The sequence below is a fragment of the Streptomyces sp. NPDC029292 genome (genome assembly GCF_055569295.1).
On sequence record NZ_JBVHXR010000014.1, the window covers coordinates 74,545 to 85,994 of the forward strand.

Sequence of the window (11,450 nt, forward strand, 5' to 3'; positions counted from 1 at the left end):
ACACCTAAGTGACTGCACAGTAACCACCCGGTCGATCACCCGACCGACCGGGTGGTCACCACCGAAGCCGATGGGGCCGCCCGGCCTCAGGCCGAGGCGGCCTTCTTGCCCCGCGTCGCTCCACCACGCCCTCGGAGCGTGACGCCCGACTCACTGAGCATCCGGTGCACGAAGCCATACGAGCGGCCGGTCTCTTCGGCCAGCGCTCGGATGCTCGCACCGGAGTCGTACTTCTTCTTCAGGTCTGCCGCGAGCTTGTCGCGCGCGGCGCCGGTTACCCGGCTGCCCTTCTTCAGAGTCTCGGCCACCCGTGCCTCCTCATGGGAAGTGCGCTCTGGACTCTCATGATCACCCCTCCTGGGCCTCATGGCCACCCATTCGGCAAGGTCCGTAAGACAAGCTTTTGACGACAGGAGCCCGTCCCCACGAGTGGAATCACAGGTTCCGGGGGCCATCGTCCGTACAGCCGAACGGGTTCTTCCGCGAAGTACCTGGTCAGCGACGCGAGACGGCCGAGCCCTTGGGAACAAAGGGCTCGGCCGCGAAATCGATGTAGGACACACCTCGGTACGAGGAGATCTCACACAGATGATGGATCACGGATCGGCCGAATGATCCATACGCAGTGGATCAGTCATTCGATCACGCCCCGCTGACGTCCTCGGGGCCCGGGTCGGGAGCTAGGCCAGCGCGACCAGATCGGCGTAGTCGGCACCCCACAGGTCCTCGACGCCGTCCGGCAGCAGGATGATCCGCTCCGGCTGGAGCGCCTCCACGGCGCCCTCGTCGTGGGTGACGAGGACGACGGCGCCCTTGTAGGTGTGCAGCGCGCCGAGGATCTCCTCGCGGGAGGCCGGATCGAGGTTGTTCGTCGGCTCGTCGAGGAGGAGGACGTTCGCGGAGGAGACCACGAGGGTCGCGAGCGCGAGACGGGTCTTCTCACCGCCGGAGAGGACTCCGGCCGGCTTGTCGACGTCGTCGCCGGAGAACAGGAACGAGCCGAGCGTCTTGCGGACCTCGACCAGGTCGAGGTCGGGGGCGGCGGAGCGCATGTTCTCCAGGACCGTGCGCTCGGGGTCGAGGGTCTCGTGCTCCTGCGCGTAGTAGCCGAGCTTGAGGCCGTGGCCCTCGACGACCTCGCCGGTGTCGGGCGTCTCGACGCCGCCGAGGAGCCTGAGGAGGGTCGTCTTACCGGCACCGTTCAGGCCCAGGATCACGACGCGTGAGCCCTTGTCGATGGCCAGGTCGACGTCGGTGAAGATCTCCAGGGAGCCGTACGACTTCGACAGGCCCTCGGCCATGAGCGGGGTCTTGCCGCAGGGCGCGGGCTCCGGGAAGCGCAGCTTGGCGACCTTGTCCGAGACCCGTACCGCGTCGAGTCCGGCGAGCAGCCGGTCGGCGCGCTTGGCCATGTTCTGCGCGGCGACCGTCTTGGTGGCCTTGGCGCGCATCTTGTCCGCCTGCGAGTGCAGCGCGGCGGCCTTCTTCTCGGCGTTCTGCCGCTCGCGCTTGCGGCGCTTCTCGTCGGCCTCGCGCTGCTGCTGGTAGAGCTTCCAGCCCATGTTGTAGACGTCGATCTGGGCGCGGTTGGCGTCCAGATAGAAGACCTTGTTGACGACCGTCTCGACGAGGTCGACATCGTGGGAGATCACGATGAAGCCGCCACGGTACGTCTTCAGGTAGTCGCGCAGCCAGACGATCGAGTCGGCGTCGAGGTGGTTGGTCGGCTCGTCGAGGAGGAGCGTGTCCGCGTCCGAGAAGAGGATCCGGGCCAGCTCGATACGGCGGCGCTGACCACCGGAGAGCGTGTGCAGGGGCTGGCCGAGCACGCGGTCGGGAAGGTTCAGCGCGGCGGCGATGGTGGCGGCCTCGGCCTCGGCGGAGTAACCGCCCTTGGTGAGGAACTCCGTCTCCTGGCGCTCGTACTGCCGCATGGCCTTCTCGCGGGTGGCGCCCGAGCCGTTGGCGATGCGCTGCTCGTTCTCGCGCATCTTGCGGATCAGGGTGTCCAGGCCGCGCGCGGAGAGGATGCGGTCACCGGCGAGTATGTCGAGGTCGCCGGTGCGCGGGTCCTGCGGCAGGTAGCCGACCTCGCCGGAGCGGGCGACATTGCCGGCGGCGGGGACGCCCTCGCCCGCGAGGACCTTGGTGAGCGTCGTCTTGCCCGCGCCATTGCGGCCGACCAGGCCGATGCGGTCGCCCTTGGCGATACGGAAGGTGGCGGACTCGATGAGGAGGCGGGCGCCGGCGCGCAGCTCGATACCGGAGGCGGAGATCACGGACAGACTCCAGGGCGGATGGGGGCGGGATGGACGGCTGAGGACGTTCCCGCCGTCTAATGCGCGAGGAGAATGGCCATGGGCCAAGTCTAACGGGGCCGTGCAACCACTTTTTCTGTGTGAGGGTGTTCGGCACTGTGATGCTCGCCCCGTAGCTCGTTGCCCAGCGGCGTGCGGTCCGGGGCGATCCTGCCCAGGTCGTCCACGGCGATGATCTCGCCGGTCCAGCTGTCCGTGGCGGCGCAGGGCTGCGCGATGAGCAGCGCCCTGTGATGGCGCACCGCGCGCGCGGCGGCGAAGGCACAGCCGCGGCGGGCGGCAGCACCCAGCGCAGATCGCCGTCGGCGATGCGGTACGCGGCGATGCGCTGAGGGGTGACCAAAGCGAGCATCCAGGGGCTGAGGGGCCGCAGCACACCGGTCCCCCATGGGCCGCGAGCCACGGGACGGCCCCGGGCAAGGCCCGGTGCCGGCGCACCGCGCCGCCGTCGTCCCGCGCGGTGTCGGTGACCAGCCCGTCGTCCCAGAGCGCGATCGCGTCCACGCGCGCGTGGACGCTGACGTGATCCCCGTAGGGGGCGGTCGGGACACGGCGGGCGGGGGCGTCCCCCGTTCGGACCTCCGCTCGGGGCCGGGGGCCCGGGAGCGTATGAGGATGGCGCCACAGAGCCTCGTGTGAGCCTCGTACGGCAGAGGGTGGTGTGCCCATGCAGTTCGACGACGACGCCGACCTGGACACCTCCGAGGTGCAGGATGTGCGCGGCAGTCGAATCCCCGGCGGCAAGGCGACCGTAGGCGGTGGCATCGCCGGCCTGATCGCCCTGCTCATCGGCCTGTTCTTCGGAGTCGGGCCCGACCAGCTCGGACTCTCCTCCGGCAACGACCAGCCCGCGGCGACCTCCTCCTCCCTCGCCCAGGTCCAGCAGACCTGCCGCAAGGGAAGCGACGCGAACGCCAAGGAAGACTGCCGCATCGTGGCGGTGGTCAACAGCGTGCAGGACTACTGGACGCAGGAGTTCAGGCGCCGCAGTGGCACCTACACGCGCTCCCCGACGGTCTTCTTCAGCAACCAGGTCGGCACGGCGTGCGGCACCGCGACGTCCACTGTCGGGCCGTTCTACTGCCCCGGCGACCGCAAGGTCTATCTGGACCTGGGCTTCTTCGACGACCTGCGGACCAAGTTCGGCTCCAGCGGCGGGCCGTTCGCGCAGGCGTACGTGGTGGCGCACGAGTACGGGCACCACGTGCAGGACCTGATGGGGACGCTGAGCAGGTCACAGGACGGCGGGACCGGCGCGAACAGCAACGCGGTGAAGGTGGAGCTGCAGGCCGACTGCTACGCCGGGGTGTGGGCGCACAACGCGACGACGACGAAGGACCCGTCGACGGGCAAACCGCTGATGACCAGCCTTACGGACGCCGACATCCGCGACGGCCTGGACGCGGCGGCGGCCGTCGGCGACGACCGGATCCAGGAGCGGTTCCAGGGCCGGGTGACCCCGGAGACCTGGACGCACGGCTCGGCCCAGCAGCGGCAGCAGTGGTTCTACCAGGGCTACCGCAGCGGCGACATGGCGCGGTGCAACACGTTCCGCTGAGCCGCTCGCTCCGCAGTGGCGGGGAGTCCGGTTCCGCTCGGCGGGGCGTTGTCAGTACCCGGTGCAAGACTGGGCAGCGGATGACATTCCGGCGGCGGGACGAGTGGGAGTGATCGGCATGGCAGGCATGGACAGCGGGCGCCCGAGCATCTACCCGACGCTGCTGTACGCGGATGCGAAGGCGGCGATCAAGCAGCTCACGGAGGCCTTCGGCTTCACCGAGGCTTCGGTGTACGAGGGTGAGGACGGCTCGGTGATGCACGCCGAGCTGGTGCAGGGCAACGGCGCGGTGATGCTCGGCTCCACGGGCCGCGGCGGCGTCTTCGACGGCGCGATGAAGGACGCGGGACCCACCGGGGTGTATGTCGTCGTGGACGACGTCGACGCACACCACCAGCGCGCCCTGGACCACGGCGCGGAGATCCTCATGCCCCCGACCGACCAGGACTACGGCTCGCGGGACTACATGGCCCGGGACGCCGAGGGCAACATCTGGAGCTTCGGCACGTACGCCCCTGAGATAGCGGACTGACGCCGGGGCGTTCAGTTCCCCCCGGTGTGCACCTGGAAGGCGGCCCGGCGTACGGCCTTGGCGAGGGCCGGGTCCGGGTGGGCGGCGGCGAGCGCGACCAGGACCTGCACGGTGCGGGGATGCCCGACCGCGCGCACCTCGTCGAGCAGCGCGGGCACGGTGGGCTGCACCGCGGACTCCAAGTGCCGTACGAGGAGCGGGGCTTCACCGTGGTCGGCGACGGCGGCCGCGGTGTCCACCCACAGCCAGGTGGACTCCTCACGGGTGAGCACCTCGTGGGCGTCCTCCGGGTCGTGCCCGTCGTGCTCGGCGAGCCACAGCAGGGCGTAGGGCCGCAGCGAGGTCTCCTCGGCCACGGCGCGTACGTCGGGCTCGGCGGGGGCGCCGACCACGCGCAGGGCCTCGAAGGCGAGACCGCGGGTCAGGGCGTCCTCACCGCGGGCGGCGTCGAGGAGTTCGGTGACGGCGCTGCCGACAGGGCGGGCGGCGAGCCAGGCGCGGTACTCGGCGCGGGCCGCGTTCGGGCGCAGCTGGGCGCAGCCGCGGAGCATGTCCTCGGCGGACTGCTCGATGTTCCCGGCGGGGCTCTGCGCGGCGACGCAGATCTGCTCCAGCTTGACCCAGACCGCCCAGCTGCCGAGCGGGGTGAGGGTGGCCTGTCCGTCGGCGCAGGTGAGCGCGCCCACGGAGGCGAGGGCGTGCAGGGCCCAGTCGAGGAGGGGGGCGAGCGGGGCGTCGGCGACCTCGGCGGCGTCCGGGGCGACCTCCGGCTGGGAGCCGTAGGGGATCTCGCAGCGCTCGGTGCGCAGTTCCGTGACGCGCTGTTCGAGCAGGTCGAGGAGTTGCTCCACGGGGACGGGCCCCGCGGAGAGCTGGAGGAAGGAGAGCACCTGAGGCATCGCGGAGACGACCTCGGCGACGGCTGAGGGCTCGCGGTCCGCGGGTTCCGGATACGCGAGCGACCAGGCGTCGAAGAGGGCGACCCAGCCGCGCAGTACGGCGCTGTCGTCGCGGTTCCAGGCGCGCAGCCGCCAGCCGGGGCGGGCGGTGTCGCCGTGCACCTCGACGAGGCCCGCCAGGCGTGCGGTGTCCCAGTCGGCGCGGACCTGAGCCGGGGTCAGACCCAATTCGGCGGCGGCCCGTTCTGCGGTGGCGTCGGAGAGGGTGCCCTTGCCGTCGGGGGCCGCGCCGTCGCGCCCCGGGCGCAGGGCGGCGTCGGCCCAGCGGGCGACACGGGCCGCGTCGGCCAGGCCGGTGCGTGCCATGCGGGCCAGTTCCGCGGGCGGCGGCGTGCCCTCGGGCGGCCGCGGTGCGGGGCGGCGCGAGCGGCGCTGGGTCACCGCTCGGGGGGCAGCGGCCAGGGGCCGCGGGCTGACGAGTCGGAGCCTGGAGTCGCGCGGGTTACGGGACGTCACGGGTGCAGTCTTCCGGTTGACGGTCCGAAAACCCAAACGGAATGCCACAGCAGGTGACAGGGGCGGTGGGCGCGCGGGCTTCTCGGGGCGCCAGAGACGCGGGAACGGGCCCTCACGCGAGTTGCCGCGGGCCGAACCGGAAGCGCGCCCTCGGCTTCTCCGGGGTGCCTCGTACGGGACGGTGCTCCGGCCGTCGCGGCGCCTGCGTCAGGGGCTACATCAGGGGGGTGAGGAAGCGGCGCAGGGCCTCTTCGTAGCCTGCCGGGTCGGCGTTCCACATGGCGCCGTGCGGGGCCTGCGGGACCGTGTACAGGGTGACCAGGTCCGGGCGGCGCTCGGCGAGGCGGCGGGAGGTGCCCCAGGGGGCGATGGTGTCGTCCGGGCCGTGCAGCAGCAGGGTCGGCACCTTGAGGTGGTCGGGGTGCGCGGCGTTCTCGATGCGGTCGCCGTGCAGACCGGTGCGGCCCTGGGCGGCGCGCACCGCGAGGGGCAGCAGGGCGCTGGGCGTGCGGCGGGCCGTGGCGAGGGCGCGCAGGGTGGTCTCCCAGCTCAGGACGGGCGAGTCCAGGATGAGTCCGGAGACACGGTCGCGCAGCGCGGAGTGCGCCGCGGCGCGCAGGGCCATGGTGGCGCCGGTGGACCAGCCGTACAGGACGACCTGCTCGGCGCCGTACCGCACGGCGTACCGGATGGCCGCGTCGAGGTCGCGCCACTCGGTCTCGCCGAGGTGGTTCAGACCGTCCGGGGAGCGGGGTGCGCCGAGGTCGCCGCGGTAGGCGAGGTCGAGTACCGGGAAGTGGTGGCGGGCCAGGAACCCCAGCACGTTCATGGGGTGTTCGCGGGTGGCGCCCAGGCCGTGCACGGTGATCACCCAGGTGTCGCGGACGCCGGGCACGAACCAGGCGGGCAGGGTGCCGAGTTCGCCGGGTATGTCGATGTCGGCGTGGTCGAGGCCGAGGGCAGCCCTCGGGTCGCCGATGTGCAGGTTCGGGGTGAGCCACACCTTGTCGCCGGGTTCGAGGGTGCCGTGAGTGACACCCTTCAGGCGGCGTACGACCGTGTCGGCGGGGTGGGGCGTGGCGTCCAGGACCGGGCCGACGACCGCGTGGGAGCCGTCGCCGGCGAGGCCGTACGTGCCCGGGCGCAGGGAGGCCAGGTCCCGGGTGAGCGTGATCCCGCCCGCCGCCGTGGCGTGCACGGTGAGCCGGGGCTCGGTGGGCAGGGGCCTGCCGGGCGTCACCTTCAGTGCGGCGTCGCTGGCGAACCGGCCCGCCGCCACGGAGGCTGCGCCCGCGGCTATGGCTACGGTGAGGGCTGCGGCCGTGGCTTTGATTGTGCGCACGGGTCCAGTCTCCCGGGGGAGCCCGCTATCGGCCAGCGGGAGCGGGGCTTGGGATGGCGCCTTCCGGTGGGGGGAGAGGTTCTTGTTTTCCGGTGGTGCGGATGGTTCGGCACCCCCGGATCGGCGTGTCTCGGCTGAGCGCCGCCGCGGCGGGAGGGGATGCCCGCCCCAGCGCGGCGAAGGGCGCCGTGTGTGCGGAGCACGGCCTGGCCGGGGTGGGCAGGGTGGCCTGCTCCCCGCGGAATACAGCGGGGCGGCTGTCTCTGGAGCGCGGGCTAGCCCTTCTGTCCGTACCCCCGGAGCCGCTCCCCCGCCTCCTCCACCTGTTCCCGGGACAGGAGTGCGGGCGACAGGCCCGGTACCGACGAGGCCGTCAGCCAGACGCGGCACATCCACTCCAGCTGGGCTGTGTGGTCGTAGGCCTGGGAGAGAGACGAGCCGTGGGCGATGGTGCCGTGGTTCTGGAGGAGGCAGGCCGTGCGGTGGGTGAGGGCCTGGAGCATGTTCTCGGCCAACTCCGGCGTGCCATATGTCGCATAGGGGGCAACACGGACGGGTCCGCCGAGGGCTCCGGCCATGTAGTGGATGAGCGGGAGCTCGGACACGAGCGTCGAGACGGCGGTCGCGTGCGCGGCGTGGGTGTGGACGACGGCGCGCGCGTCGGTGGCGCGGTAGATCGCGAGATGCATCGGCAGTTCGCTCGTCGGAAGCAGCGAACCGAGGATCTGACGGCCGTCGAGATCGACGCCGACGACGTCGTCGGGCGTCAGCCGGTCGTACGGCACTCCCGTCGGCGTGACCAGGACGGTGCCGTCGACCCGTACCGATACGTTGCCCGACGTACCGACGACCAGCCCGTCGGCCACCGTCCGGCGGGCCGTCGCGACGAGCTCGTCCCACGCGCGCCCCACCGCGCCCCGCGCGTCCGGCGCGTGCCGCTCCCGCGCAACCTGTGCGTCCTCCCGCACGTCCCGTGCGTCCCGCCGCTGCTCAGCCATGCGGCGATCCTGCCAGCAGCGGACGTCAACTCGATGCAGGCGAGGGCACCTTAGGGCGGAAGCCGGGCGTCCGTAAGGTCGCATATGGGCATACATCCCCCTCTATTGGTGATTGGCCAGCGATCGACGGGCATTCGATGATCTTCCAGTAACCTCTTGGGGATTTGTCGTGCACGTCGCCATTCCGGGGGGAAATATGGCCCGTGATCACAAACCGTCCCGTCACCGTGCCCGCGTCATCGCGGCAACCGTGACGGCGTTAGCCATCGGGGGGACCGCCCTCGCCGAGGTTCCGGCCTCGGCGGCGAGCAAACCCAAGGGGCACGACGTCTCCTCGCACCAGAAGAACGTCGACTGGCAGAGCGCGAAGACGAAGGGCGCCCGGTTCGTCTACGTCAAGGCGACCGAGTCCCACACCTACCGCAACCCGTATTTCAGCCAGCAGTACAACGGCGCACGCACCGCGGGGATCCTCCGCGGCGCCTACCACTTCGCACTGCCGGACAAGTCGTCCGGCACCACCCAGGCCGCCTACTTCGTGCGCAACGGCGGCGCCTGGCGCGCGGACGGCTGGACGCTGCCGCCCGCGCTCGACATCGAGTACAACCCCTACAGCAGGCACAAGTGCTACGGCCTGAGCAAGGCCAAGATGGTGAACTGGATCAAGGCGTTCAGCAACGAGGTCAAACGGCAGACCGGCCGCCGCCCGGTGATCTACACGACCACGCACTGGTGGAACACCTGCACCGGCGGCAGTGGCGCCTTCGCCGCGAACCACGCCCTGTGGCTCGCGCGCTACGACTCGGCGGACGCGGGCACGCTGCCCGTCGGCTGGTCGTACTGGACGTTCTGGCAGTACGACAACAGCGGCAGCCTGCCGGGTGACCAGAATCTCTTCAACGGCTCCATGTCCCAGCTCAAAAAGCTCGCAAGGGGGTAGCGGAGCCCGATATTCCGCCTCCGTTCGAACCAACGGGACCGCCCCTTCGACACAAACGGAGGGGCGGTCCACTGATTGATACACCCTTGCGCCCGTCTCAGTTCATCTTCCGTTCACCCAGGTTGCCTACGGTCCACGTGCCACTGACGTCAAACAGAAGCCTGGGTAAATGGAACACATCACGCTCCTCCTCGGAATCGTGATCGTTACCGCTCTCGTGTTCGATTTCACGAACGGTTTCCACGACACTGCCAACGCGATGGCGACGACCATCTCGACCGGCGCTCTGAAGCCCAAGACGGCGGTGGCCATGTCCGCCGTGCTGAACCTCGTCGGCGCGTTCCTCTCCGTGGAGGTCGCCAAGACGATCTCCGGCGGCATCATCAACGAAGAGGGCATCCGCGTCGAAGTGATCTTCGCGGCGCTCGTCGGCGCCATCCTCTGGAATCTGCTGACCTGGCTTCTGGGTCTGCCCTCCAGCTCCTCCCACGCACTCTTCGGCGGCCTGATCGGCGCCGCGGTCATGTCGGCCGGCTGGTCGTCGGTGAACGGCTCGACCGTCGTCACCAAGGTCCTGATACCCGCGGTCGCCGCGCCCATCGTGGCCGGCCTCGCCGCGACGCTGGCCACCCGGCTGACGTACAAGATCGGCAGCCGCAGCGACATGAAGGCGACCGCCAAGGGTTACCGCGCGGGCCAGATCGCCTCGGCGGGCCTAGTCTCCCTGGCCCACGGCACGAACGACGCGCAGAAGACGATGGGCATCATCACCCTGGCCCTGGTCACCGGCGGCGTCATCGCCCCGGACTCGAACCCCCCGATGTGGGTCATCGTGTCGGCCGGTACGGCCATCGCGCTCGGCACCTACCTGGGCGGCTGGCGCATCATCCGCACCATGGGCAAGGGTCTGACGGACCTCGCGCCGCAGCAGGGCTTCGCCGCCCAGACCAGCGCCGCGACGGCCATCCTGGCCTCCTCGCACATCGGCTTCTCCCTCTCCACCACCCAGGTCTGCTCCGGTGCCGTGATGGGCGCGGGCCTCGGCCGCAAGGGCGGTGTCGTCCGCTGGTCGACCGCGACCCGGATGTTCGTCGCGTGGGGCCTGACGCTGCCCGCCGCCGGTCTCGCCGGCGCGAGCGCCGAGTTCCTGACCAAGCAGGGCACGTGGGGCATCGTCCTCACGGGCGTGCTGCTGGTGGCCGGTGCCGGGGTCATCTGGACCCTGTCGCGCCGCGAGCCGGTCACCATCGACAACGTCAACGAGGTCGCCGCCGAGCCCGCGGGCGTCGTCACCACGGCGATCGCCGCGGTCACCCCGCCCCCGGCGGGCCCGATCTCCGACGACCTGAAGACCACCATCCCGTCCCCGGACGCGGAGCCCACCCGCCCGGCCACGGTGTAAGGAACGAACCGCATGAACATCGACTGGGCAGCCCTCGGCTCCGTCTTCGGAGTCAGCCTCGTGACCACCGTGGCCCTCGTCGGCCTCTTCACCCTCGGCATCGTCGGCCTCTCCAAGCGCGAGTCGGCGTCCGCCGGGGGTGGCTCCGCCGCCCTCGCCGTCACCGGCGCGTACGCCTGCTTCGCGGCGTGTGCGGCTGCGGTGGCGTACGGGATCTTCATCATCGTGGCCTGAGTCGTACGGCTGCGGGCCGCAGCTTCGTCGTCCGCCCTGTCGGGGCCGCCTTATGGGTGGTCCGGGCAGGGCGGACGCATGTTTGCCTCCGGGGGGACGGCGAACGAGGACGGGAGCCCCACGTCAGGGGGGTGCGGGCCCAGCAGCTCGCAGAGTTGGTCGGGCTTGCCGTCGATGAGGCGGTCCAGGTCGTAGTCGACGGTGCCCATCTCAGTCGCCCCGGACAGGAGATTGCCGACGAAGAACCAGGCGTCGACGTCCTGGGATTGTGATGCCCCGGCGCAAAATCCAGTGCGCCGCCCTCGCCGATCCCCGTTCGCGGTGCGATCTGCCGCGTCTTCCGCTCGCCCCATGGCACAACTTGGTGGATCGCAGGACATTGCAGGGCGTCACGCACCGCGACCGCAACGCTCTGACGGGTAATCACCTCATGCGGGTGAATGCGCGGCACGAGGGGCGCACAGCGGGCTGGTGTGCCCACGGGTGTGGGCCTCAGCACACTCTCCCCGCGCAGGTCAACAGCAAGTTGACGGGTGTTCTAACCCCGTGGTGGACTGCCGGAGCCAAGTACGGCGGCAAGAGAGGAAGCCGGTGCGAATCCGGCGCGGTCCCGCCACTGTCACCGGGGAATGAAGTCCTCGGGAGCCAGGAACTCTCACCGCCGGTCTCGTCGAACCAGGGCGTGGACACCCTGAGTGAGGACATATCGCC

The 11,450-nt window shown here is 70.7% G+C and carries 11 protein-coding genes and 1 riboswitch; of the genes, 5 read left to right on the plus strand and 6 right to left on the minus strand.

The window, feature by feature from the left end; translation table 11 throughout:
* Window positions 1-86 precede the first annotated feature (86 nt).
* Window positions 87-308: a helix-turn-helix domain-containing protein gene (locus tag ACZ4WS_RS28230; RefSeq protein ID WP_006123601.1), complete on the minus strand. Its 222-nt coding sequence runs from the start codon at window positions 306-308 to the stop codon at window positions 87-89.
* 372 nt (window positions 309-680) lie between these two features.
* Window positions 681-2,279 (minus strand): ABC-F family ATP-binding cassette domain-containing protein, encoded by a 1,599-nt coding sequence (locus tag ACZ4WS_RS28235; protein ID WP_467984651.1) that lies wholly within the window; start codon window positions 2,277-2,279, stop codon window positions 681-683.
* A 706-nt stretch (window positions 2,280-2,985) separates the two neighbouring features.
* On the opposite strand from ACZ4WS_RS28235, the gene ypfJ reads away from it, so the two are divergent.
* On the plus strand, window positions 2,986-3,876 hold the full coding sequence (ypfJ, locus tag ACZ4WS_RS28240; RefSeq protein ID WP_467984653.1) for a KPN_02809 family neutral zinc metallopeptidase: 891 nt from the start codon (window positions 2,986-2,988) through the stop codon (window positions 3,874-3,876).
* A 118-nt stretch (window positions 3,877-3,994) separates the two neighbouring features.
* On the plus strand, window positions 3,995-4,408 hold the full coding sequence (locus ACZ4WS_RS28245; RefSeq protein ID WP_467984655.1) for a VOC family protein: 414 nt from the start codon (window positions 3,995-3,997) through the stop codon (window positions 4,406-4,408).
* Window positions 4,409-4,419: 11 nt separating this feature from the next.
* Here ACZ4WS_RS28245 and ACZ4WS_RS28250 read toward each other — a convergent pair whose 3' ends face one another.
* From ACZ4WS_RS28250 to ACZ4WS_RS28260, 3 genes are all read right to left on the minus strand, one after another.
* Complete coding sequence (locus tag ACZ4WS_RS28250) at window positions 4,420-5,823, minus strand: hypothetical protein (RefSeq protein WP_467984657.1); 1,404 nt, start codon at window positions 5,821-5,823, stop codon at window positions 4,420-4,422.
* Between the two features lie 214 nt (window positions 5,824-6,037).
* Window positions 6,038-7,165: an alpha/beta hydrolase family protein gene (locus ACZ4WS_RS28255; RefSeq protein WP_467984659.1), complete on the minus strand. Its 1,128-nt coding sequence runs from the start codon at window positions 7,163-7,165 to the stop codon at window positions 6,038-6,040.
* Between the two features lie 275 nt (window positions 7,166-7,440).
* Window positions 7,441-8,163, minus strand: a complete 723-nt coding sequence (locus ACZ4WS_RS28260) for a class II aldolase/adducin family protein (protein ID WP_467984661.1) — start codon at window positions 8,161-8,163, stop codon at window positions 7,441-7,443.
* A gap of 196 nt (window positions 8,164-8,359) precedes the next feature.
* On the opposite strand from ACZ4WS_RS28260, the gene ACZ4WS_RS28265 reads away from it, so the two are divergent.
* The 3 genes from ACZ4WS_RS28265 to ACZ4WS_RS28275 all read left to right on the plus strand — a co-directional run bounded on the left by ACZ4WS_RS28265 (window position 8,360) and on the right by ACZ4WS_RS28275 (window position 10,739).
* Entirely contained in the window at window positions 8,360-9,103 is a 744-nt protein-coding gene (locus ACZ4WS_RS28265; protein ID WP_467984662.1) for a lysozyme, read from the plus strand.
* Between the two features lie 169 nt (window positions 9,104-9,272).
* A complete protein-coding gene (locus ACZ4WS_RS28270) occupies window positions 9,273-10,505 on the plus strand; it encodes an inorganic phosphate transporter (RefSeq protein WP_467984664.1) in 1,233 nt (410 codons plus the stop codon).
* 12 nt (window positions 10,506-10,517) lie between these two features.
* Complete coding sequence (locus ACZ4WS_RS28275) at window positions 10,518-10,739, plus strand: hypothetical protein (RefSeq protein WP_467984666.1); 222 nt, start codon at window positions 10,518-10,520, stop codon at window positions 10,737-10,739.
* Window positions 10,740-10,789: 50 nt separating this feature from the next.
* Here the strand turns inward: ACZ4WS_RS28275 and ACZ4WS_RS28280 are convergent, their stop codons facing one another.
* On the minus strand, window positions 10,790-10,948 hold the full coding sequence (locus ACZ4WS_RS28280) for a hypothetical protein (RefSeq protein ID WP_467984668.1): 159 nt from the start codon (window positions 10,946-10,948) through the stop codon (window positions 10,790-10,792).
* 324 nt (window positions 10,949-11,272) lie between these two features.
* Window positions 11,273-11,413, plus strand: a riboswitch (cobalamin riboswitch).
* Window positions 11,414-11,450: the final 37 nt, after the last annotated feature.

Bases quoted from the DNA above. Each gene is read 5' to 3' on its own strand.
- ypfJ (WP_467984653.1), top strand. From the start codon at position 2,986: ATGCAGTTCGACGACGACGCCGACCTGGACACCTCCGAGGTGCAGGAT.
- ACZ4WS_RS28245 (WP_467984655.1), top strand. From the start codon at position 3,995: ATGGCAGGCATGGACAGCGGGCGCCCGAGCATCTACCCGACGCTGCTG.
- ACZ4WS_RS28260 (WP_467984661.1), bottom strand. From the start codon at position 8,163: ATGGCTGAGCAGCGGCGGGACGCACGGGACGTGCGGGAGGACGCACAG.
- ACZ4WS_RS28265 (WP_467984662.1), top strand. From the start codon at position 8,360: ATGGCCCGTGATCACAAACCGTCCCGTCACCGTGCCCGCGTCATCGCG.
- ACZ4WS_RS28270 (WP_467984664.1), top strand. From the start codon at position 9,273: ATGGAACACATCACGCTCCTCCTCGGAATCGTGATCGTTACCGCTCTC.
- ACZ4WS_RS28275 (WP_467984666.1), top strand. From the start codon at position 10,518: ATGAACATCGACTGGGCAGCCCTCGGCTCCGTCTTCGGAGTCAGCCTC.
- ACZ4WS_RS28280 (WP_467984668.1), bottom strand. From the start codon at position 10,948: ATGGGCACCGTCGACTACGACCTGGACCGCCTCATCGACGGCAAGCCC.